Origin of the sequence: Mesorhizobium sp. M0317 (assembly GCF_040321555.1) — a bacterium.
GTDB lineage: Bacteria > Pseudomonadota > Alphaproteobacteria > Rhizobiales > Rhizobiaceae > Mesorhizobium.
In genome coordinates this window covers 76894-99042 of record NZ_JAMYRV010000004.1, presented here as the reverse complement: position 1 = coordinate 99042, position 22149 = coordinate 76894, and the positions used below count along the sequence as shown (strand labels likewise).

Sequence of the window (22149 nt, the reverse complement as noted above, 5' to 3'; positions counted from 1 at the left end):
AGATAGCGATCAATCCTGCCGGCAAACCACCGCCGCGACGCATTTCCGATTGTTCAAAAACAATTCTCGGTGAGAGGTCAGGCGGCCTTCTTCTTCGCCAACCGCGCCTTGATCGAGGCGACGTCGGCGCGCGGCGTCGCGGCGAACAGCGTTCTGGTGTAGTTGTGCTTGGGGTCGGCGAAGACCTCCTCGCGCGAGCCGTATTCGACGGCTTCGCCGAAATACATCACCATCACATCGTCGGCGATGTAGCGCACGACCGACAGATCGTGGCTGATGAAGACATAGGTCAGCTGGAATTCGTCCTGCAGGTCGGCGAGCAGGTTGAGCACCTGCGCCTGCACCGAAAGATCAAGCGCGGAGACCGGTTCGTCAAGCACCAGCAGGCTCGGGTTCAGCATCAGCGCGCGGGCAATGGCGATGCGCTGGCGCTGGCCGCCCGAGAACATGTGAGGATAGCGATTGTAGTGCTCGGTTCCGAGGCCGACTTTCTTCAGCATCCTCATGGCGAGGTCGCGCCGCTCTTCGGCCGGCTTGTCGGTGTTGATGAGCAGCGGCTCGCCAAGCACATCTCCGATCTTTTGGCGCGGATTGAGCGATCCGTAAGGGTTCTGGAAGACGATCTGCACCTTGCGGCGCATCTCCCTGGTCAGGCCGTTCCTTGCGATGTCGACCTTGTTGCCGTCGATGAACAGTTCGCCCGACGTTGCCGGATCGATCAGCGTGATGATACGCGCCAGCGTTGACTTGCCGCAGCCCGATTCACCGACGATGGCCAGCGTCTTGCCCTTGTCGACGCTGAACGAGACGCCCTTGACCGCATGCACGGTGCGCGCGCCGCGAAACAGGCCGCCGCCGACGTGATAGTCGCGCACGATGTCCTTGCCTTCGACGACCTTGATGCTCATCAGAAGCCCCCGGCAGCTGGTTCGAACAGCATGTCCGAGACGGTCGGCAGCCGGTCGCCGACGGCATTATCCGGCAGCGCCGACAAAAGTGCGCGGGTGTAATTGCTCTTCGGCGATTCAAACAGCGACAGCACGTCGGCCTCTTCCATCTTGCGGCCCTTGTACTGGACGATGACGCGGTCGGCCGTCTCGGCGACCACGCCCATATTGTGGGTGATCATGATCAGGCCCATGCCGTATTTGACCTGCAGCGACACGAGGAGGTCGAGGATCTGCTTCTGGATGGTGACGTCGAGCGCGGTGGTCGGCTCGTCGGCGATCAGAAGCTTCGGATTGCAGGCAATGGCGATGGCGATCATGACGCGCTGGCACTGGCCGCCCGACATCTGGTGCGGGAACGAGTTCAGCCGTTCGGCCGGCTCGGCAATGCCGACCTGCGTCAGCAATTCGATGGCGCGCTCGCGACGCTGGGCCTTGTCCATGCCCATATGGAAGCGCAGCACTTCCTCGATCTGGAAGCCGACGGTGAAGCACGGATTGAGACTGGCCATCGGCTCCTGGAAGATCATCGACATGTCCTTGCCGACGATCTTGCGCCGGTCGGCCGGGCTCATCTTCAGGAGATCGCGGCCGTTGAAGCTCATCTCGTCGGCAGTGACCGTCGCCGTCCACGGCAACAGCCCCATCACAGCCAACATCGACACCGACTTGCCGGAGCCGGATTCGCCGACGATGGCCAGCACTTCACGTTCGTTCACATGGAGCGAGACGCCATCGACCGCGCGGAACGGGCCGGATGCGGTCTGGAACTCGACGACGAGATTGCGGATGTCGAGCAGCGCCATTACGACCTCCTCAGCTTCGGATCGAGCGCATCGCGCAGACCGTCGCCGATCAGGTTGATGGCAAGCACGGTGATGAGGATGGCCAGACCGGGGAAGGTCACCACCCACCAGGCGCGCAGGATGAATTCACGCGCCGAGGCGAGCATGGTTCCCCATTCCGGTGTCGGCGGCTGGGCGCCAAGGCCGAGAAAGCCGAGAGCGGCCGCCTCCAGGATGGCGTTGGAGAAGGACAGCGTGCCCTGGACGATCAGCGGCGCCAGGCAGTTGGGCAGGATGGTGCGCAGCATAAGCCTTATATGGCCGGCGCCGGCGACCTTGGCGGCGACCACATATTCGCGGCTCTTTTCGGCCATGACGGCAGCGCGCACCAGACGGGCAAAGTGGGGTTGCAGGACAAGCGCGATGGCCAGCATGGCGTTGAACAGGCCGGGGCCGAGGATGGTGACCAGAACCAGCGCCAAGAGCAGCGACGGGAAGGACAGGATCAGATCCATGACCCGCATGATTGCCACGTCGACCCAGCCCCGGAAATAGCCGGCCAAAAGGCCGAGCGTGATGCCGCCGACAAGCGCCAGCGTGACCACGACGGCGCCGATGAGCAGCGAGAAACGCGCGCCATAGAGCAGGCGCGAGAGCATGTCGCGGCCGACCGCGTCGGTGCCAAGCAGATATTCCATGCTGCCGCCTGCCTGCCAGGCCGGCGGACGCAGGAAAGCTGTCTTGTCCTGGATGTCGGGCGCATAGGGTGCCAGCAGCGGTGCAAAGAGCGCGGCCAGCACCAAAAGGATGAAGACGAACAGGCCGATGACGGCGCCGCGGTTTACCGAGAAATAGTGCCAGAAGGTCCTGAAGCCGGTCAGACGGTCAGGGTTGCCGGCGGCCATCGGGGCGATTTCGGTCGACTGGCTCATCACGCCGCCCTGATGCGCGGGTTGATGACGGCATAAAGCACGTCGACGATCAGGTTCACGGCCATGACGATAAGGGCAATCAGCAGCAAGCCTGACTGCACGACGACATAGTCGCGCTTGGATATGGATTCGACCATCCACTTGCCGATGCCCGGCCAGGCGAAGATGGTTTCTGTGAGAATGGCGCCGGCGAGCAGGGTACTGACCTGCAGGCCGATGGTGGTGACCACCGGGATCAGCGCATTGCGTAGCGCATGCACGCCGATGACGCGGGACGACGACAGGCCCTTGGCGCGGGCGGTCCGCACATAGTCTTCGCCCAGCACTTCGAGCATGGCCGAGCGCGTCTGGCGCGCGATCACCGCCAGCGGGATGGTGCCGAGCACAATTGTCGGCAGCACCAGGTGACTCAATGCCGAGCGGAAAGCATCCCATTTGCCGTAGAGCAGGCTGTCGAGGGTCAGGAAGCCGGTGATCGGCTTGATAAAGAACTGAAGGCCGATGCGGCCTGAAACCGGGGTCCAGCCGAGATAGCCGGAGAAAAAGATGATCAGCAGCAGGCCCCACCAGAAAATCGGCATGGAATAGCCGACAAGGGCGGTGCCCATCAGCCCCTGGTCGAACCAGGAGCCGCGTTTGACCGCAGCAATGATGCCGGCCGGGATGGCCAGCACCATGGCGAAGATCATGGCGAAAACTGAGAGCTCGATGGTTGCCGGGAAGAGCGTCATGAAATCTTCGATGACCGGCCGCTTGGACGAAATCGACACGCCGAAATTGCCGGCCGCGGCATCGCTGACATAATGCGCGTATTGCTGCCAGATCGGCAAATTGTAGCCGAACTGTTCCTTCAGTTCCGCGTAACGCTCGGGCGACACGCCATGCTCGCCGGCCATGGCAAGAATGGGATCGCCGGGCAGCAGCCTGACGAAAGCGAAGGCGCAGATGGTGATGCCGATCAGCGTCGGCAGCACCAAGACGATTTTGTTTAGGAGATATCGGAGCATCTTGAAAAGCGGGCGGCGCCTGATTGCGCGCCGCCCGCCTAACAGTTCTATTCGGCCTTGTCGACGCCGTCGAAGCGATGAATGCCGAGCGGGTCCATCATGAAGCCGCTGACATTCTTGCGCACGACTGCGTAGACCTGGCTGTGTGCCATGAGGAAGGCCGGAGCCTGCTTCTGGAAGACAACCTGCGCCTCTTCATAGAGCTTGGTGCGTTCGGCCTGGTCGCTGGTCTTCTTGGCCTTCTGGATCAGATCCTCGAAGTCCTTGTCGCACCAGCTGGAGTAGTTCGACACGCCGATGGCCGAGCAGGCGAACAGCGTGGCGAAGAAATTGTCCGGATCGCCATTGTCACCGGTCCAGCCGATCTGGAAGGCGCCCGGGCGTTCCTTCTTCTTGCCTTCTTCGCGGTACTTCGTCCACTCGTAGCTGACGATCTCCGCCTTGACGCCGACCTTGGCCCAGTCAGCCTGGATCAGTTCGGCGGCGCGCTGGAAGTTCGGGTTGTAGGGACGGACGCGGTCGGAGGCCCAAAGCTGGATCTCCTTCAATCCGGCATCGGCCAGCACCTTCTTGGCTGCTTCCGGATCATAGGCGTCGGACTTCACGTCCTTGTTCCACGACCACATGGTCGGCGGGATCAGATTTACGGCCGGCGTGGCGCCGGCGTCCTGGAACAGCGACTTGATGAGCGATTCCCGATCGATCGCCTGGTTGAGCGCATGGCGCACTTCAGGCTTGTCGAGCGGCGGGATGGTGGTGTTGTAGCTCATATAGCCGATGTTGAGGCCAGCCTGATCCATCAGGGTCACGTCGGCGTTGGCCTTGATCGTGCCGATGTCGGCAGGATTCGGATAGGGCGCGATATCGCATTCGCCGGCGAGCACCTTCTGGATGCGGGCGGTGGCGTCAGGCGTGATCGCGAAGACGAGATCGTCGATCTTTTCCTTGCCCTTGAAGTAGTCCGGGTTGGCCGCATAGCGGATGACCGAATCCAGCTGGTAGTCGACGAACTGGAACGGACCTGTACCGACCGGCTTGGTCGAGAAGTCGGCCATCTTGCCGTCTTTTTCCAGCTGGTCGGCATATTCCTTCGACACGATCGAGGCGAAGTCCATGCCGAGATTGGCCAGCATCGGCGCGTTCGGCTCGGTCAGCGTCAGCTTCACGGTCAGGTCATCGACCTTTTCCCACTTGGCGACGTATTTCGGCATGTCCATGCCGGTGTAGTAGTCCCAGGTCAGGTTCGGCAGGTACTTCTCGCCGTTCCAGGGGTTTTCCTTGTTGAACTGGCGATCGAACGAAAAGACGACGTCGTCGGCATTGAAATCACGCGTCGGCTTGAAGAAATCCGTCGTCTGGAACTTCACGCCCGGATGCAGGTGGAAAGTATAGACCAGGCCGTCGTCCGAAATCTCCCATTTGTCGGCGAGACCGGGCACAACTTCGGTGCCGCCATGCTTGAACTCGACCAGGCGCGAATAGACGGTGCGCGACGAGGCGTCGAAGTCGTTGCCGCCCGTCGTGGTACCCGGGTCGAAGTTGGCCGGTGAGGCCTCCGAGCAATAGACCAGCGTCTTGGCATTGGCCACACCGCCGAGGACGCTTGCAGCCAGCAACGCGGCTGCAAAAGTCAGTTTCTTTTTCATTGAGCACTCCCTGATGTTCTTCCAAGCCCCTCTATAGGCTCGCGAAGCGCGCATATAAGCACCGTTTTTCCGGCTTTGGAACACCCTGTTTGCCTACCCCACCGTAAGCAGAAAATATTTCTCGGTCTTTGACGAATTGCAGAAACAAATAGCAAAATCTGCTAATCACGGGATTGTTAACGACCGCATTTTTTCATTGATCGCAGCAATCGTAAGCCAAAAATCCACAAGCCTGGGTTCGCCACCGAGATGACAGGACGGCATTGCCTGAGCTGGCATCGCGGGAAGGATTTCGACGGCAAATCTTTGCCGTCCTGCCGCTGGGGCAAGACTTGCACGGCCGCCGATAGTCGCAATAGATAGATGACACGCTGGATTTTCCGGGAATCCGCGACATCGCTGCAGCGGAGGACGCCTCACCACATCGAGGCGGCGCAGCAGGAGCAGGCAACAGAACGACCGAGGGAGGCTAGAGGTGGCGAAAGCAACAAAGACAACGGCCCCGGCGAAAGCAAAAGCGGCGAAAGCTTCAAAACCGGCCGCCGCTGCCGCCAAGTCGAAAGCGCCACCGGCCAAAGCCACTCCCGCCGTCAAGCCAACGGCAACCTCGACGCCGGCGAAGGCAAGCGCCAACCCGGCAGCGAAACCTGCGGTCAAGCGCGCGGCGAAGACAACACCCGCTGCAAAGCCCGCCCAGCCGCCAGCCGCCAAGGCAGCCGCGGCGAAGCCCGCCTCGAAGCCGTCGCCGGGCGCGGCCAAAAAACTGCCGAACACGCTGACGGCGCTTGCCGCGGGCTTGCCGGAAAAGCCATGGCTAAAAAGCTATTCGAAAGTCGTGCCGGCGGAGATCGGCGCCCTGCCCTACAGTTCGATCGGCGACTTCCTCGTCGGCGCCTGCAAGCAGTTTTCCGGCCAGCCGGCATACGTCTGCATGGGCAAGTCGATCTCCTATGCCGAACTCGAGCGGCAATCGGCCGCCTTCGGCGCTTATCTGCAATCGAAGGGCCTGCAGAAAGGCGCACGCGTGGCGCTGATGATGCCGAATGTGCTGCAATATCCGGTGGCGATGATGGCCGTGCTTCGCGCCGGCTATGTCGTGGTGAACATCAATCCGCTCTACACGCCACGCGAGCTCGAACACCAGCTCAGGGATTCCGGCGCGCAGGCGATCGTCATTCTGGAGAATTTCGCCAGCACCCTGGAGGCGGTGATTGCCAGGACGGCGGTCAAGCATGTGGTGGTCGCGGCGATGGGCGACATGCTCGGCGCCCTCAAGGGCACGATCGTCAACCTCGTCGTGCGCCGGGTGAAGAAGATGGTGCCGGCCTGGTCGCTGCCCGGCCATGTCAAGTTCAATGCGGCGGTGAAGGCCGGCGCCGGCATCGCCTTCAAACCGGCCAAGATGGAGGCCGGCGACATCGCCTTCCTGCAATATACCGGCGGAACCACTGGGATTTCCAAAGGTGCTGTGCTGCTGCACTCCAATGTGCTGTCCAATGTCGCGCAGAACACGCTATGGCTGCAGGACGCCTACGCGATCAAGCCGAAACCGGCGCATCTCAACTTCATCTGCGCGCTGCCGCTCTACCATATCTTCGCGCTGACGGTGAACGCGCTGATGGGCATGCAGCAGGGCGCCCAGAACGTGCTCGTTCCCAACCCGCGCGACATTCCCGGCTTCGTCAAGGAGCTGCAGAAATACCCGATGCACATTTTCCCAGGCCTCAACACGCTGTTCAACGCGCTGCTCAACAACGAGGATTTCCGCAAGCTCGACTTCAAGCCGCTGATCATGACGCTGGGTGGCGGCATGGCGGTGCAGAAGGGGGTTGCCGAGCGCTGGAAGGCGCTGACCGGCAATTCGATCACCGAGGGCTACGGGCTGTCGGAGACCTCGCCGGTAGCCACCGCCAACAAGTTCAGCGACAGCAATTTCACCGGCACGATCGGCCTGCCGCTGCCGTCGACCGAGATCGTCATCCGCGACGATGACGGCAACAATCTGCCGCTCGGCGAGGTCGGCGAGATCTGCATCCGCGGGCCACAAGTCATGGCCAGTTACTGGAACCGGCCGGACGAGACCGCCAAGGTGATGACCAAGGACGGCTTCTTCAAATCCGGCGACATGGGCTTCATGGACGAGCGCGGCTACACCAAGATCGTCGACCGCAAGAAGGACATGATCCTGGTCTCCGGCTTCAACGTCTATCCCAACGAACTCGAGGAAGTCGTCGCCCAGCATCCGGGCGTGCTCGAAGTGGCGGCGGTCGGCGTGCCGGACGAGCATTCGGGCGAAGTGCCGAAGCTGTTCGTGGTCAAGAAGGACCCGGCGCTGACCGTCGAGGCGCTGACCGCCTACTGCCGCGAGAACCTGACCGGCTACAAGCGGCCGAAATACATCGAGTTCAGGTCCGAGCTGCCGAAGACGCCGGTGGGCAAGATTTTGCGCCGGGCGCTGCGGGAATAATTTGAACGGCGAGCCTGGCGACGGCGGGATCGCGGACGATAGTAGGCGTCCCGACGCAGTAATGTTCATCAGGGCGAACCTGCGGCTTGCGCCCGTTCCCGCGCTCCCTGAAATCCAGCTCTATACGGCTCATCCCGGCAGCGGCCTGAGGCGGCTTGTCGAGTGGCGAGCTCATGGACCGGAAGACGGCAGCCAAACCGAGGAGCACGAAGCTGAGCCGCAGCCGCCCTACTGGGCCTATGCCTGGGCCGGCGGCGCCGTGCTGGCGCGCTATATACTCGACCATCCGCAAATCGTGGCCGGCCGCCGCGTGCTCGACCTCGGCGCCGGCTCGGGCCTCGTCGGCATCGCCGCCGCCAAGGCCGGCGCCAGCGCGGTGATCGCCGCCGAGATCGATCGCAACGGCATCGCCGCGGTCGGCATCAATGCCGCGGCCAACGGCGTCGAGATCACCGTCCTCGACACGGACATCACTACAGGTCCGCCACCGGCGGTCGACCTCGTGCTTGCCGGCGACGTGTTCTACGGCCGCGAGGTTGCTCTGCGGGTGATCCCGTTCCTCGACCGCTGCCTGGCAGCCGGCATCGAGGTGCTGGTCGGCGATCCCCGCCGCGCCGATCTGCCGCTGTCGCGGCTACGATTGCTCGCCGAATATCAGGTGCCGGATTTCGGCGACGCAAAGGGTGATGTGACCAAGCCGAGCGGTGTGTTTTGGTTCGAGCCGGAAGATTGCTAGCGCGACGCGGCAAAGCCCAGTCGCTCTGAATGGCCGGATTCTACTCATTGTGGACAAACCTCAAGGGGCAGAAAATAGATTGGATTAGCCGTTGATAGGAGAAGTCGAATGGCGTGGATTAAAGTTGTTCAACGTATCGGTTTCATAGTTTGCCCAAAGTGCGAAAATCGCGGCTTCGAGCTTCAGCCTGGCGAAGACATCGATAACGCAAGCGCCAAGATCAGGTGCGGCAAATGCGGGTACGTTTGCTCTGCTGATGAGTAGCCCACTGTGTCCGAAAACAAACCAGAAGCTCCATAGTTTCATGGGCTGCTTCCCCCAACTCGGCCATTGGCGGGGAAATCCCGAGCCGAATTGAGTTTGCCCCAGGCCCCCGTCAAACCGTCTCCTTGACCCGCGCCGACAGAAAGTCCGGCAGGTCGGCAACAGAATCGAGAACGACATCGGCGATCGAGGACAGCGATTCACGCGTGCCGGTGCCGGAGAGCACGCCGACCGCCAGGCCGCAGCCGCCGGCACGCGCCATCTCCAGGTCGTGGCGGTTGTCGCCGACCATGGCGATCTCTGACGGCCTCAGCCCGGTCAGGTCGCAAAAGGCGACGATCGTGTCCGGCGCCGGTTTCGGATTGGCGACCGCGTCATAGCCATAGGCGGCGGTGAACAGCTGCGCGACGCCGAGCGTGACCATGGTCTTTTCGGCACCGGCGGTCGAATCGTTGGTGGCGACGCCGAGCCGGTAGGCACGCTTGTGCAGAGCCGTCAGCGCCGCGACGATGCCGGGCAGGGCCACCGCCATCGATGAGCCTTGCACCGAGGTGATCTCGTTGAAGCGGGCGACGGCCAGCATCTGGTCCTCGTCGGACAGGCGCGGGAACCATAGTTCGACGACATCCATGTTGGTGCCCGAGGCGAAGATGGAATCCGGCTTGAAACGCTTGGCGACAAAATCGAAGCCCGCCGCTGAAAGCAGCCTGTCGGCTTTCCAGCGATCGCCCTCGGCAGCATCCATGGCCATGAAATCGGCGATGCCGAGCCAGGTCGCGTTGAAATCGACAAGCGTGCCGTCCTTGTCGAACAAGATGCCCTTGATGTCGGCCGGATTTTTCATTGCGCCCCCCGCAGTTGCTGGATGCGCGCCACCAGCCCGGCCGTCGATGCGTCGCGCTTGTCGGCGCTCTCCTTGGCTTCCACGACTGGCAACAGGCCGGTCGCCAGTTCCTTGCCGAGCTCGACGCCCCATTGGTCGAAGGAATTGATGTTGAACAGAGTGCCTTCGACGAAGACGCGGTGCTCGTAAAGCGCGATCAGGCGGCCGAAGGTGCGCGGGTCGAGCTTGCGGTAGAGGATCGTCACCGAGGGGCGGTTGCCGGAGAAGACACGGTGCGGGGCTATTCTGTCGACATCGGCCGGCTTCATGCCCTTGGCGAGCATCTGCGCGCGCGCCTCGTCCAGCGTGCGGCCCTTCATCAACGCTTCCGACTGCGCTAGGCAATTGGCAAGCAGCAGATCGTGCTGGTGCTTGAGATCAGGCTCATGGCCGACGGCAGCGGCAAGGAACTCGACCGGGATGAAATCGGTGCCCTGGTGCAGCAGCTGGAAGAAGGCGTGCTGGCCATTGGTGCCGGGCTCGCCCCAGACCAGCGGCCCAGTCGGCGTCGTCACCGGCGTGCCGTCGAGGGTGACGCCCTTGCCGTTCGATTCCATGTCGAGCTGCTGCAGATAGGCCGGCAACCTCGACAGGCGCTGGTCATAGGGGATGACCGCACGCGCAGGATAACCGCAGATCACGCGATGCCACCAGCCGACCAGCCCAAGCAGCGCAGGCAGGTTCTTCTGCAGGGGTGCGGTGCGAAAGTGCTCGTCCATCTCATGCGCGCCGTCGAGGAAGGCGCGGAAATTGCGCGGACCGATGGCGATCATCACCGGCAGGCCGATGGCGCCCCACAGCGAATAGCGGCCGCCGACCCAGTCCCAGAAGCCGAACACGCGATCCGCTTCGATGCCGAACTTGGAAACCAGGTCGAGCGCGGTCGAGACGGCGGCGAAATGCTTGCCGACAGCTTCCTTGCCGAGCGCCTTCTGCACCCATTCGCGCGCCGTCTCGGCATTGGTCATCGTCTCGACCGTGGTGAAGGTCTTCGAGGCGATGATGAACAGGGTGGTTTCGGCCGACAGGCCCTTCAGCGTGTCGTGGATATGGGCGCCGTCGATGTTGGAGACGTAGTGCGCGCGCGGGCCGTCGTGATAGGGCGCCAGCGCCAGCGTCGCCATGGCCGGGCCGAGATCGGAGCCGCCAATGCCGATATTGACGATGTCGGTAATCTTCTTGCCGGTGGCGCCGGCGGCCTTGCCGGAACGAATGGCATCGGCAAAAGCGCCCATGGCGTCGAGCACGGACAGCACATCCGCCTTGACGTCCTGGCCATCGACCGTGACGCCCTTGCCCGAGAGGTTGCGCAGCGCCGTGTGCAGCAGCGCCCGGTCCTCGGTGATGTTGATCTTCATGCCGGAAAACATTGCGGCGCGGCGCCCTTCGAGATCGGCGGCGGCGGCGAGCTTCTCGAGCAGTTCCATCGTGCCCTGGTCGACCGCGCATTTCGACCAGTCGAGCAAAAGGTCGCCGTCGCTGGCCGAAAATGTCTCGAAGCGCTTGGGGTCGGCGGCAAAAGCCTCGCGCATCGTGCCCGATGCTGCCGCGCGCGCAGCACGCAAGGCGACAAGCTGTTTGTCGAAGGAGGAATGATCCACTGCCGGCTCCTGATCGTTTTTTCACGACATCTTATCAGACCGGATGTTTCCGGCGCGTGTCGTCGCGCTGATCTTATTGAGCCGAATTCCGCATGTTTCAATGCGTGGGGATGACGCAGTGCAGCATAGTGCGACGTGATGGAGCTACGACGCTGCGCGTCGCGCTGGATGATGTGATGGGAGTAGCGACGACGCTTCGCATCGCGCTGGGGATAATGAGGCGCGACGACGCTGCGCATCGCGCGGGCGTCCGCGCTGCGGGATGACGCAAGCGTCACCCGGGGATGCGACGACGCTGCGCGTCGCGCATAGATCACTGGCATAAATCCCAGCGATCAGAAAAATTGATTGGCGCAACCCCTTGTGCCACGGTTACCTTCCGCTGGTCCAGCCAAGCAAAAAAGACTGGCCATCGAGGAACACCTTCCATGCCACAGCGTAACGACACGGCCATATGGTCCGGCCTGTTCCGGATTTCGGCGGAATCGGGCCAGACCCTGCAGGCGCAGATCCGTCAGGCGATCGTCGCCGCCATTCTCGACCGGCAGATCGCCGCTTCGATGCCGCTTCCGTCCTGCCGCATCCTGGCTGAAAAACTCGGCGTCGCGCGCGGCACTGTGGTGCTGGCCTTCCAGCAATTGGTCGACCAAGGTTTCCTGGTGGCGCGCGAACGGCGCGGCCATTTCGTCAATCCGGATGTGCTGGCCACCCCCGCCAAGCCGCACCAGAAGGCGCCGGACCAGCAGAACGAGATCGATTGGAAGGCACGCCGGCAGATCGCCGCCAGCGACATGCCGCCGCCGGCCAAGCACGATAACTGGATCAAGTCGTCCTACCCCTTCGTCTACGGCCAGTTCGACCCGGCGCTGTTCCCGACAGCCGAATGGCGTGAGTGCAACCGCATGGCGCTGGCCGTGCTCGAAATCCGCAACTGGGCCTCCGACATGGTCGATCGCGACGATCCGCTCTTGATCGAGCAGATCCAGGCGCGGCTGTTGCCGCGGCGCGGCATCTTCGCCAATCCGGACGAGATCATCGTCACGCTCGGCGCCCAGAACGCGCTATATATGCTGGCGACACTGCTGATGACAAAGGGCTCCAAGGTCGCGATGGAAGACCCGGGATACCCCGACGCGCGCTCGATCTTCCGCCTGGCAGGCGCCGAGATCCAGCCGGTTCCGGTCGATCAGTCCGGCATCGTCACCTCGTCCATTCCCAACCATTCCGGCTTTGTCTTCGTCACCCCCAGCCACCACTGCCCGACCATGGTGCCGCTGTCTGCGGAGCGGCGGCAGGACCTTCTGGCGCGCGCCAACCGCCACAACCAGATCATCATCGAGGACGGCTATGACAGCCAGCTTCTCGACGAGGCGCCGCAGCAGGCGCTGAAGAGCCTCGATCGCTCGGGTCGCGTCGTCTATGTCGGCTCGATGTCGAAGACGCTGGCTCCGGGCCTGCGGCTTGGCTACATCGTCGCTTCGGCTGGACTAATCTCCGAGCTCAGGGCGCTGCGCCGCTTCATGCTCAGGCACCCGCCGGCCAACAACCAGCGCGCGGTCGCGCTGTTCCTGTCGCTCGGCCATCACGAGGCGCTGGTGCGGCGGCTGTCGTCGGCCTTCGACGAGCGGCGCAAGCGTCTGGTCCATGCGATTTCCGCATTCCTGCCGGAATGGCGCTCGACCGATTCGGCCGGCGGCACATCGCTCTGGCTGGAAGGCCCGCGCGGCACCGATTCACGTGGACTGGCCGAGGCCGCGGCCTCGCGCAGCGTCATCATCGAGCCGGGCGACCGCTTCTTCGATCGCACCGAAAAGCCGTCGCGTTTCATGCGCTTGGGCATTTCCTCGATCGCACTGCAGCACATCGAGCCGGGTATTCGCGAGCTCGCGACCGCGGCCGGACGCAGGCCCGCTGCAGCCTGATTTGCCTGTGCCGGAGCTTTGAACAGCCCCGGCCCTTGGCATGATCACCAACATTCTGCATTAGCTCTCTGGCATACTCGGCTGCGTTGACTGGCCCATAGGCTGGGCCAATGGCAACGGCATAGTCGGCTGACAGAGGGACGAAGCAAGCCGACGGTGGACCAATCATCGCGTCGTGTTTCGCAAACTAAAGGTGGAGTGCCCCCCATGTCAGTGGCTGTTGAGAAGCAGGATGCGGCTCCTAAGGATGCATCAGCCGACCAGCGTTCGCGCCGATCCGGCGGGCGCGAAGCGCGCCGCGCCATGCGGGCCGCACCGCTTGCCGACGATATCCGGCCGGTGCGCGCCGGCCTCGAAGGCGGCAGCTACGGGCCGCTCAACCAGAACGAACAGGAGCGCATCCATGAAGCGGTGCTGACGCTACTGGAGACCGTCGGCTTCGCCAATGCCATTCCCTCCTGCATCGAGGCGCTGACCGGGGTCGGCGCCGTCTATGGCGATGACGGCCGCGTCCGTTTCCCACGCGGGCTTGTGATGGACACGATCAGACGAGCCGCGCGGAATTTTACGCTGCACGGCCAGGACCCCAGGCATGACATGCTGATCCAGGGCAAGCGCGTGCATTACGGCACGGCGGGTGCGGCGGTGCATCTGGTCGATGTCGAAAAGCGCGAATACCGCGAGTCGCTGGTGCAGGACATTTACGACGCCGCCCGCCTCGTCGAAGGGCTCGACAACATCCATTTCTTCCAGCGGCCCATGGTGCCGCGCGACATTCCCGATCCGCTCGAAATGGACTTCAACACGCTCTACGCCTGCGTGATGGGGACGTCGAAGCATGTCGGCACCTCCTTCACGGTGCGCGAGAACGTGCAGCCGGCGCTGGACATGCTTTATGCGATCGCCGGCGGCGAGGAGAATTTCCGCGCCCGGCCGTTCGTGTCGAACTCCAACTGCTTCGTCGTGCCGCCGATGAAGTTTGCCGAGGACGCCTGCGGCGTGCTCGAAGCCTGCGTCGAAGGCGGCATTCCGATCCTGCTTCTATCGGCCGGCCAGGCCGGCGCCACCGCTCCGGCGGCAATTGCCGGCGCTGTGGTGCAAGCGGTGGCCGAAGTGCTGGTCGGCCTCATCTACGTCAACGCCATCAAGCCCGGGCATCCGGCGATCTTCGGCACCTGGCCGTTCGTATCCGACCTCAGGACCGGCGCCATGTCGGGCGGCTCGGCCGAGCAGGCAGTGTTGACTTCGGCCTGTGCGCAGATGGCGCAGTTCTACGATCTGCCGGGCGGTTCGGCCGCCGGCATGACGGATTCGAAACTGCCCGACATCCAGTCCGGCTATGAAAAGGGCATCACCGATGTGATGGCCGGTCTTGCCGGCCTCAACTTGGTCTATGAATCGGCGGGTATGCATGCCTCGCTGCTCGGCTTTTGCCTGGAGAGCCTGATCATCGACAATGACATGCTGGGCCACTGCCTGCGCTGCGTGCGCGGCATCGAAGTGACCGACGAAGCGCTGTCGATCGACACCATCACCGAAGTCTGCATGAATGGCCCAGGCCACTATCTCGGCAACGAGCAGACGCTGCGCCTGATGCAGACGGAGTATTTCTATCCTGCCGTCGGCGACCGCTTTTCGCCCAAGGAATGGAACGAGAAGGGCCGGCCCGACATCTTGCAGCGGGCGATCATCGAAAAGAAGCGCGTGCTGGCCGAGCGCTTCCCGCGCCATGTGCCGAAGCTGCTCGACGACAAATTGCGTGCCCGCTTCGGCGAGATGATCAAGCTGCCACGCAGCGGCATGGGCGGGTAAGCTTCACCTTACGAAGGTCAGTCCGCACTTAACCCAAAGCGCTCGACCACTTCGGCGCTGATCAGCTTGCCATGCAGCGCCATCAACACGATCTGGGCATCCAGGCTGTCGCCGGTTTCAAGCGCAGCCTCGATGCGGCGCTCAGCGTCCAGCCGCCGCTCCGGCCCATTGGCCTGCTCGAAGGTTTGTGGGCCCGCGATGCAATAGCCAAACAGCTGCGCCACGGACCGGTAGGCGTCCGGCGGCGGCTCGTCCGGCCAATAATCCTTCATCAAATTGACGATGGTGAGCTTTACCCCCTCAGGGACAAGCGCCGGATGCAGATCGGCGCCGCGCAGCGCGGTGTCGAGTTCCCGCAAATCGCCGGAGCGGCCGAACATGCCGAGGAAACCGATTGAAGAGCGCCGTTTAGTCACGTTGATACTTTCCGTCCGATAGCCGACCACTCATATGGGAATGTAGGATCGTTTTTCATCGCATTTGCGGAGTCTCAGGCAAGCCAGGCGTCGAGCCCGAATTCCCGCTGCAACAGGTCTTCCGCACTTTCCAGCGCGCCCTCGATCCAGCCGTGATTGTTGGACCACGCTTCGCCACAGACATGAATGCCCGGAGCGAGCGTATGGCTCGCCAGTTTTATACCGGAGATATCTATGCCACGGTCCCATACATGCGACGCGCCGCCATAGGCCGGCGCACCCCAATCCTGCGCAAACCCGCCGATGGGTTTCGAGATGGCGCCGTGTTTGCCATGGACTTCGACCATCTGGCCGTGAAAGGCCTCCAGCGCGGAATGTCCCTCGGCCAAAACCGCAAAACCGTGGCGCCGAGCGAGCTCAGGCAGCAGTGAGCGCCAGAATACCATGTGCCTGCCATCGCAATAGGCCATGGCGACGCTCCGCCGAATCGTCGCGTCGCGCGCGTCCGCTTTTGTGAACTGCCATATCTGGCGAGCCGGCAGATCGGTCACGCTGTGGCCGGCCGCGATGCCGTTTCGAGCCCACCACGGGCTGGCATAGCAGGCGGCCAGCGTGAGCATCGGCCAGGGTTCCGGTGCCGGCAGATCGCTGGGCTGCTCGATGCCGGACTTTTCCAGCAGGGTCCGCAGGGGGCGGACCGGTAACGCCAGCACGACCTTGCGCGCCTCGACCGTCCCGCCCTGCCCCTCGACAGACAAGACCATCCCTTGCGCCGAGCGGGCGATGGCGGTCACGTTGTGATCGAGATGGACGGCGCCGCCGCTGACAGCGATCCGCCCGGCCATTCGCTCCGCAACCGGCTGGAACCCGCCATCGGGGGAACAATAGGAGCGGCCGCCGCTCAGCTCGCCGAGCGCAAGCCTGAACGTCTCGGCGGCGTTGGGTCCACGCAGGAGCAACGAATAGCCCACCGCGTCCTCGGCAAAAGCCATTTCCTCCGGGGTCAAGACCGTTGCCAGCACATCCCAAGTCGCCCAATCCGCCAGCTTGCGGCCGCGATAAGCGAAGCCTGCGGCGCCGTTCCATTCGGCGCTGCCGAAGGCCTCCGAACCCGGCAGGATCAGTGCTGCCGCCTTTCGCAACAGGCGGGACGGGCCTTTTTCCTGCAGCCGACGCGTCACGTCATAGGCAAACAGGCGGCGCGGCGCAAAGCGCGATATAGCGGCGTAGGGCAGGCTCCTACCGCGCAGATGGAGCCGGTTGGCGCCGGTGACGACGTCCATACCCGACAGCTTTACATCCAGCGTCGCCATGAGTTTTTTGAGCAGCCGATGTTGCGGCATCAGCATCATCGCGCCGAGATCGATGCCGAAGTTCGGCTCTCCGGGAAATGAGACCGTGGAGGCCCGACCGCCGACGCGACCGGCGGATTCGAAAACAGCGATCCTTGCGGGCTTTTCACTTTGGGACAAGCGCCACGCCAGGAAGAGACCGGCCATGCCCGCGCCGACAATAGCAATGTCGACCGGGGCAATGTCGATCGGGCTAGGCGGCAAGGATACGCCCGTGGCGGAAAACCATCATCATGGACGACTCTCTGGACCCCTCTTGATTTCGTGTCAAAAAACCCGAAACTGACGAGGACTGCAATGTCATACTGACAGGTGGGATCAGTTGGCGTGCGAGCAGTGATCTAAAACGGGCAACGGGTCCTATGAAGAAACAGTATCACACACCAGTCATCCGCAAGGCAGGACGACTCTCCGGCATCACAGCCATCGCCGCTTCGTCCGGCCCGCCTCCACCCTGAGGCCGCCACCCAAACAAGCTTACGCCAAGGCTTTCATGCCGGCCCGATCAGGCCGGCATTTGCATATCAAGCGGGTGCTTAGTGATTGTCCCTTGGCACGCCGCTGGTATGGGCGACGTCCTGGTATTTCACCGCCGGCTTCAGCACCATGCCCTCCGAGAACTGGTCGACCATGGAGCGCTGGATCTCCTGCCATGGCGTCTGATGCTTGGGATAATGATAGCCGCCATCGACCTGCAGTTCGGCACGGCGGCGCGTGATTTCCTCGTCGGTGACGAGGATGTTGGCAGTGCCTTTGCGTAAATCGATGCGCACACGGTCGCCGGTCTTGAGCAGCGCCAGGCCGCCGCCAATGGCGGCCTCCGGCGAAGCGTTGAGGATAGACGGCGAGCCGGATGTGCCCGACTGGCGGCCATCGCCGATGCAGGCCAGCGCGTGAATGCCCTTCTTGATGAGATAGGCGGGCGGCTGCATGTTGACGACCTCGGCGCCGCCGGGATAGCCGATCGGGCCGGCGCCGCGCATGAACAGGATGGTGTGCTCGTCGATGCCTTGCGCCGGATCGTCGATGCGGGCGTGGTAGTCCTCGGGACCATCGAAGACCATGGCGTTGCCCTCGAAGGCTTCCGGGTCGTTCGGGTTGGAGAGATAGCGTTCGCGGAATTCCGGCGAGATGCCGCTCATCTTCATGATTGCGGAATCGAACAGATTGCCGCTGAGATTGATGAAGCCGGCATTGGCCTTCAGCGGCTCGGCGACGGTGCGGATGACGTCGGTGTTCTCGTTGGCGACATCCTTGCAATTGTCGCCGATCGATTTCCCGTTGACGGTCATCGCTTCGGGATAAGGCAGCAGCTTGGCCTTCATCAGTTCGGCCACCACAGCCGGCACGCCGCCGGCATGGTGATAGTCTTCGCCGAGATATTCGCCCGATGGCTGCAGATTGACGATGAGCGGCACATGGAGGCCGACCGTCTGCCAGTCGTCATTGGTGAGCGGCACGCCGAGATGACGGGCAATCGCGTTGAGGTGGATCGGGGCATTGGTCGAGCCGCCAATCGCCGAATTGACGACAATGGCGTTCTCGAAGGCCTTGCGCGTCATGATGTCGGACGGCTTCAGATCCTCATGCACCATCTCGACGATGCGCTTGCCGGTCTCATAGGAGATCTGGCCGCGCTCGCGGTAGGGTGCGGGAATGGCGGCCGAACCCGGCAATTGCATGCCGAGCGCCTCTGCCAGCGAGTTCATCGTGGTGGCGGTGCCCATGGTGTTGCAATAGCCGGTCGACGGCGCCGATGAGGCGACGATGTCCATGAACTCGTCATAGTCAATCTCGCCGGCGGAGAGCCGCTGGCGCGATTCCCAGACGATGGTGCCGGATCCCGTGCGCTTGCCTTTGTGCCAGCCATTGAGCATCGGTCCGACCGAAAGCGCTATGGCCGGAATATTGACGGTGGCCGCCGCCATCAGCAGCGCCGGCGTGGTTTTGTCGCAGCCGATGGTCAGCACGACGCCGTCGAGCGGATAGCCGTAAAGCACTTCGACCAGGCCGAGATAGGCAAGGTTGCGGTCGAGTGCCGCGGTCGGGCGCTTGCCGGTCTCCTGGATCGGATGGCACGGGAATTCGAAGGGGATGCCGCCCATCGAGACGATGCCTTCGCGCACGCGCTTGGCCAGTTCGATATGGTGGCGGTTGCACGGCGACAGATCCGAGCCGGTCTGGGCGATGCCGATCAGCGGCTTGCCCGACATCAACTCGGCCCGCGTCAGGCCGTAGTTCAGGTAGCGCTCGAGGTAGAGCGCGGTCATGCCTGGATTGTCGGGATTGTCGAACCACTCCTGCGAGCGAAATTTCTTCTTTCCGGTGGGGGCGCCTGCCATCATGGTCTCCGTATTTGTAAGACAAATCGATATGGCAACGCGCGGAAGCAGGCAAGAGGGCGCACCGTCGCAACCCGACTTTGGTGCGATAGACACAGACCAGACCGTGCGTTAGGCCTTCGAAGTCTGTCCGGGAGGTGTCGATGGCTTTGGTGATCGAAGGCGAGGAACGCATTGCCGCCCCCCTGCAGAAAGTGTGGGACGCGCTGAACGATCCGAAGGTTTTGCAGGCGACCATTCCCGGCTGCCAGCACCTGGAGATGAAATCGCCGACCCAAATGGCGGCGACGGTGGTGTTGAAGATCGGACCGATCAAGGCGACATTCAACGGCGAGGTGACGTTGAAGAACCTGAAGCCGCCGCACTCCTACACCATCCAGGGCGAGGGCAAGGGCGGTATTGCCGGCTTCGCGAAGGGTGGCGCCGACGTGACGCTGACGGCGGACGGGCCGGATGCGACGGTCCTCAAATACGCGGCCAAGGCCGAAGTCGGCGGCAAGATCGCCCAACTCGGCAGCCGGCTGATCGAATCGACTTCGAAGAAGCTGGCCGGGCAGTTTTTTTCAAGTTTTGGCGAGAAGGTGGGCTCCCCTCCCCCTTGAGGGGAGGGTGCCTCGTGAAGCGAGGCGGGTGGGGTCGCCTCAACTGCCTCAACGTGAGTTGAGCTGCCTCGACTTGTAAAGAAATAGCGTCGAGCGTGTCACCGCGGACCCCACCCGGCCCTTCGGGCCACCCTCCCCTCAAGGGGAAGGGATATCCGAGCTACTCGAACACGATGTTCGGCACCGCCGCTTCGGCCGCGCCGCGTTCTTCGTTGACCCGGTCCCAGACCTTCGAAGCAATGCCGCGATAGATCTTCGCCTCGGCGCTGTCTGGCTTCGACGCCACCACGGGCGAGCCTTCATCAGAACTTTCGCGAATGCCCATTTCCAGCGGCACTTCGCCGAGGAAGGTCACGCCGAGTCGCTCGGCCTCGCGCCGCGCCCCGCCATGGCCAAAGATGTCGTAGCGCTTGCCGGTATCGGGGGCTATGAAATAGCTCATGTTCTCGACGATGCCGAGCAGCGGCACGTCGACCTTCTTGAACATATTCAATCCCTTGCGGGCGTCGATCAGCGCCAGGTCCTGCGGCGTCGAGACGATGACGGCGCCGGCCAGCGGCACCTGCTGGGCCATAGTCAGCTGCGCGTCGCCGGTGCCGGGCGGCATGTCGACGACGAGCACGTCGAGGCGGCCCCATTCGACCTCGCGCAGCATCTGCGTCAGCGCCGACATCACCATCGGACCGCGCCAGATCATCGGCGTCTCCTCGTCGACGAGGAAGCCCATCGACATCACCTTAAGGCCGTAATTCTCCATCGGTTTCAGGATCTTGCCGTCGACGGTCTGCGGCCGGCCATGGATGTTGAGCAGCCTGGGCATGGACGGGCCATAAATATCGGCATCGAGCACGCCGACACGCAAACCGTTGGCGGCGAGGCCAAGCGCGATGTTGACGGCGGTGGTCGACTTGCCGACGCCGCCCTTGCCGGACGCCACCGCGATGATCGCCTCGATGCCGGGCACGCCGCGCTTGCCCGACCTTTCCGAGGCCGGGGCGTGCGGGGCTGGAGAGTGTGGAGCTGGGCGCGGCGCGGCTGGCGCAGCCGGGGGTGCGGGCCTGGGCGCGGGACGCGACGCAACCGGAGCCTCCATGCCGCCGCCCTTCTTCTCCGCCGTCAGCGCGACGACGGCGCCGGCGACACCAGGGATCGCCTTGACGACACGCTCGGCTGCGGCGCGCAGCGGCTCCATCTCCTGTGCGCGGGCGGCGGGAACGGTGATCGAGAAAAACACTTTCGAATCGGCGATGAAAATCTCCGAAACCATGCCGAGGTCGACGATGTTGCCGGTGAAGTCCGGCCCGTTGACCGTCTTCAGACGCTCGGTGACGATTTCCTTGGTGACGGACATGCATTGTTCCCTAGGCGTTTGGCTGCGGCTCAGATAGTGCAGATTGGCAGCGACTCCAAGCACCACCGGTGTCCGCCTCACCCTGCCAGGCCAACCGCTAGGTAGGTGAGCGCCGAAATTGCAGCCGTGGCCGGCAAGGTGACGATCCAGGCGATGACGATGTTGCCGGCAATGCCCCAGCGCACGGCCGAGACGCGACGGGCAGCGCCGACACCGATGATGGCCCCGGTGATCGTATGGGTGGTCGACACGGGGACGCCAAGCCAGGTGGCGGCAAACAGGGTGATGGCGCCGCCGGTCTCGGCGCAGAAGCCCTGCATCGGGTTCAACCGGGTGATCTTCGAGCCCATCGTGTGGACGATGCGCCAGCCGCCGAACAAAGTGCCGAGCGCCAGTGCTGTCTGACAGGTGAGTACGACCCACAGCGGCACGTAGAACGTCCCGCCGAGCATACCTTGCGAATAGAGCAGCACGGCGATGATGCCCATGGTTTTCTGGGCGTCGTTGCCGCCGTGCCCTAGCGAATAAAGCGAGGCCGAAAAGAACTGCATGACGCGGAAGGTGCTGTCGACGGCGAACGGTGTCTGGTGCACGAACAGCCAGGAAACGGCCAGGATCAGGACCAGCGCCAGAACAAACCCTGTCGCCGGCGACACGACGATTGCGGCGACCGTCTTGCCAAGCCCGGTCCAGACGATGGCGCCGGGCCCAGCCTTTGCAACGCCGGCGCCGACGAGCCCGCCGATCAGGGCATGCGAACTGCTGGACGGGATGCCGGCAATCCAGGTGACGATGTTCCAGACGATGGCGCCAACGAGCGCCGAGAAGATCACCGCCGGCGTGACGATGCTGACGTCGACGATACCTTTTCCCACAGTTTCAGCCACGTGAAGGCCGAAGAACATGAAGGCGATGAAATTGAAGAAAGCCGCCCACAAGACCGCATACTGCGGTCTCAGCACGCGGGTGGAGACGATGGTGGCGATGGAGTTCGCTGCATCGTGCAGGCCGTTGAGAAAATCGAAAAACAGCGCGACGGCGACAAGGCCGATCAGCACGGGAAAGGCGATGGTGGCTTCCATTG

18 protein-coding genes are annotated in these 22149 nt (G+C 63.1%); 5 read left to right on the top strand and 13 right to left on the bottom strand.

The window, feature by feature from the left end; translation table 11 throughout:
• Positions 1 to 77 precede the first annotated feature (77 nt).
• The 5 genes from NKI88_RS05780 to NKI88_RS05760 are packed head-to-tail and all read right to left on the bottom strand — an operon-like array spanning position 78 to position 5317.
• The gene (locus tag NKI88_RS05780) at positions 78 to 908 is read right to left on the bottom strand and encodes a dipeptide ABC transporter ATP-binding protein (protein WP_023682050.1); all 831 of its coding nucleotides are present in this window, start codon (positions 906 to 908) and stop codon (positions 78 to 80) included.
• Complete coding sequence (locus tag NKI88_RS05775; protein WP_081839785.1) at positions 908 to 1753, bottom strand: ABC transporter ATP-binding protein; 846 nt, start codon at positions 1751 to 1753, stop codon at positions 908 to 910. Before NKI88_RS05775 ends, NKI88_RS05780 begins: the two co-directional genes overlap by 1 nt.
• Positions 1753 to 2637, bottom strand: a complete 885-nt coding sequence (locus tag NKI88_RS05770; RefSeq protein WP_050485757.1) for an ABC transporter permease subunit — start codon at positions 2635 to 2637, stop codon at positions 1753 to 1755. The genes NKI88_RS05775 and NKI88_RS05770 overlap by 1 nt, the downstream gene beginning before the upstream one ends.
• Positions 2638 to 2663: 26 nt before the next feature.
• Complete coding sequence (locus tag NKI88_RS05765; protein WP_352654157.1) at positions 2664 to 3671, bottom strand: ABC transporter permease subunit; 1008 nt, start codon at positions 3669 to 3671, stop codon at positions 2664 to 2666.
• Between the two features lie 47 nt (positions 3672 to 3718).
• Positions 3719 to 5317: an ABC transporter substrate-binding protein gene (locus tag NKI88_RS05760; protein WP_023669491.1), complete on the bottom strand. Its 1599-nt coding sequence runs from the start codon at positions 5315 to 5317 to the stop codon at positions 3719 to 3721.
• 475 nt (positions 5318 to 5792) lie between these two features.
• On the opposite strand from NKI88_RS05760, the gene NKI88_RS05755 reads away from it, so the two are divergent.
• Complete coding sequence (locus tag NKI88_RS05755) at positions 5793 to 7784, top strand: long-chain fatty acid--CoA ligase (protein ID WP_352654155.1); 1992 nt, start codon at positions 5793 to 5795, stop codon at positions 7782 to 7784.
• A gap of 61 nt (positions 7785 to 7845) precedes the next feature.
• Positions 7846 to 8520, top strand: a complete 675-nt coding sequence (locus NKI88_RS05750) for a class I SAM-dependent methyltransferase (RefSeq protein WP_352654153.1) — start codon at positions 7846 to 7848, stop codon at positions 8518 to 8520.
• 84 nt (positions 8521 to 8604) lie between these two features.
• Here NKI88_RS05750 and NKI88_RS05745 read toward each other — a convergent pair whose 3' ends face one another.
• From NKI88_RS05745 to pgi, 3 genes are all read right to left on the bottom strand, one after another.
• Complete coding sequence (locus NKI88_RS05745; protein WP_352654151.1) at positions 8605 to 8826, bottom strand: hypothetical protein; 222 nt, start codon at positions 8824 to 8826, stop codon at positions 8605 to 8607.
• Positions 8827 to 8896: 70 nt separating this feature from the next.
• Complete coding sequence (locus NKI88_RS05740; RefSeq protein WP_352654149.1) at positions 8897 to 9628, bottom strand: HAD family hydrolase; 732 nt, start codon at positions 9626 to 9628, stop codon at positions 8897 to 8899.
• Complete coding sequence (pgi, locus tag NKI88_RS05735) at positions 9625 to 11268, bottom strand: glucose-6-phosphate isomerase (RefSeq protein ID WP_502909431.1); 1644 nt, start codon at positions 11266 to 11268, stop codon at positions 9625 to 9627. Before pgi ends, NKI88_RS05740 begins: the two co-directional genes overlap by 4 nt.
• Before the next feature lie 428 nt (positions 11269 to 11696).
• Here pgi and pdxR point away from each other — a divergent pair, with 428 nt between their 5' ends.
• Positions 11697 to 13190 (top strand): MocR-like pyridoxine biosynthesis transcription factor PdxR, encoded by a 1494-nt coding sequence (gene pdxR, locus NKI88_RS05730; RefSeq protein ID WP_352654147.1) that lies wholly within the window; start codon positions 11697 to 11699, stop codon positions 13188 to 13190.
• Between the two features lie 207 nt (positions 13191 to 13397).
• Positions 13398 to 15002 carry a trimethylamine methyltransferase family protein gene (locus NKI88_RS05725; protein ID WP_023731380.1) on the top strand — a complete coding sequence of 535 codons (1605 nt, stop codon included), beginning with the start codon at positions 13398 to 13400 and terminating at the stop codon, positions 15000 to 15002.
• A gap of 17 nt (positions 15003 to 15019) precedes the next feature.
• On the opposite strand, the gene NKI88_RS05720 is transcribed toward NKI88_RS05725, so the two are convergent.
• From NKI88_RS05720 to NKI88_RS05710, 3 genes are all read right to left on the bottom strand, one after another.
• On the bottom strand, positions 15020 to 15418 hold the full coding sequence (locus NKI88_RS05720) for a hypothetical protein (protein ID WP_023725813.1): 399 nt from the start codon (positions 15416 to 15418) through the stop codon (positions 15020 to 15022).
• Positions 15419 to 15492: 74 nt separating this feature from the next.
• Positions 15493 to 16974: a flavin monoamine oxidase family protein gene (locus NKI88_RS05715; RefSeq protein WP_352654144.1), complete on the bottom strand. Its 1482-nt coding sequence runs from the start codon at positions 16972 to 16974 to the stop codon at positions 15493 to 15495.
• A 332-nt stretch (positions 16975 to 17306) separates the two neighbouring features.
• Positions 17307 to 19112, bottom strand: coding sequence for an IlvD/Edd family dehydratase (locus NKI88_RS05710; protein ID WP_023688786.1), 1806 nt, complete (start codon positions 19110 to 19112; stop codon positions 17307 to 17309).
• 143 nt (positions 19113 to 19255) lie between these two features.
• Here NKI88_RS05710 and NKI88_RS05705 point away from each other — a divergent pair, with 143 nt between their 5' ends.
• Positions 19256 to 19714: an SRPBCC family protein gene (locus NKI88_RS05705; RefSeq protein ID WP_023826843.1), complete on the top strand. Its 459-nt coding sequence runs from the start codon at positions 19256 to 19258 to the stop codon at positions 19712 to 19714.
• A gap of 160 nt (positions 19715 to 19874) precedes the next feature.
• On the opposite strand, the gene NKI88_RS05700 is transcribed toward NKI88_RS05705, so the two are convergent.
• The gene (locus NKI88_RS05700) at positions 19875 to 21065 is read right to left on the bottom strand and encodes an Mrp/NBP35 family ATP-binding protein (RefSeq protein ID WP_023692624.1); all 1191 of its coding nucleotides are present in this window, start codon (positions 21063 to 21065) and stop codon (positions 19875 to 19877) included.
• 77 nt (positions 21066 to 21142) lie between these two features.
• Positions 21143 to 22147, bottom strand: coding sequence for an inorganic phosphate transporter (locus NKI88_RS05695; protein ID WP_352654142.1), 1005 nt, complete (start codon positions 22145 to 22147; stop codon positions 21143 to 21145).
• Positions 22148 to 22149 lie beyond the last annotated feature (2 nt).

What these genes read in the sequence shown, in the direction of transcription:
- NKI88_RS05760 (WP_023669491.1), bottom strand. Translation starts at nt 5,317, where the DNA reads ATGAAAAAGAAACTGACTTTTGCAGCCGCGTTGCTGGCTGCAAGCGTC.
- NKI88_RS05700 (WP_023692624.1), bottom strand. Translation starts at nt 21,065, where the DNA reads ATGTCCGTCACCAAGGAAATCGTCACCGAGCGTCTGAAGACGGTCAAC.
- NKI88_RS05775 (WP_081839785.1), bottom strand. Translation starts at nt 1,753, where the DNA reads ATGGCGCTGCTCGACATCCGCAATCTCGTCGTCGAGTTCCAGACCGCA.
- NKI88_RS05750 (WP_352654153.1), top strand. Translation starts at nt 7,846, where the DNA reads ATGTTCATCAGGGCGAACCTGCGGCTTGCGCCCGTTCCCGCGCTCCCT.
- NKI88_RS05725 (WP_023731380.1), top strand. Translation starts at nt 13,398, where the DNA reads ATGTCAGTGGCTGTTGAGAAGCAGGATGCGGCTCCTAAGGATGCATCA.
- NKI88_RS05780 (WP_023682050.1), bottom strand. Translation starts at nt 908, where the DNA reads ATGAGCATCAAGGTCGTCGAAGGCAAGGACATCGTGCGCGACTATCAC.
- NKI88_RS05705 (WP_023826843.1), top strand. Translation starts at nt 19,256, where the DNA reads ATGGCTTTGGTGATCGAAGGCGAGGAACGCATTGCCGCCCCCCTGCAG.
- NKI88_RS05695 (WP_352654142.1), bottom strand. Translation starts at nt 22,147, where the DNA reads ATGGAAGCCACCATCGCCTTTCCCGTGCTGATCGGCCTTGTCGCCGTC.
- NKI88_RS05710 (WP_023688786.1), bottom strand. Translation starts at nt 19,112, where the DNA reads ATGGCAGGCGCCCCCACCGGAAAGAAGAAATTTCGCTCGCAGGAGTGG.
- NKI88_RS05745 (WP_352654151.1), bottom strand. Translation starts at nt 8,826, where the DNA reads ATGAAACTATGGAGCTTCTGGTTTGTTTTCGGACACAGTGGGCTACTC.
- NKI88_RS05770 (WP_050485757.1), bottom strand. Translation starts at nt 2,637, where the DNA reads ATGGCCGCCGGCAACCCTGACCGTCTGACCGGCTTCAGGACCTTCTGG.
- NKI88_RS05740 (WP_352654149.1), bottom strand. Translation starts at nt 9,628, where the DNA reads ATGAAAAATCCGGCCGACATCAAGGGCATCTTGTTCGACAAGGACGGC.
- pdxR (WP_352654147.1), top strand. Translation starts at nt 11,697, where the DNA reads ATGCCACAGCGTAACGACACGGCCATATGGTCCGGCCTGTTCCGGATT.
- NKI88_RS05765 (WP_352654157.1), bottom strand. Translation starts at nt 3,671, where the DNA reads ATGCTCCGATATCTCCTAAACAAAATCGTCTTGGTGCTGCCGACGCTG.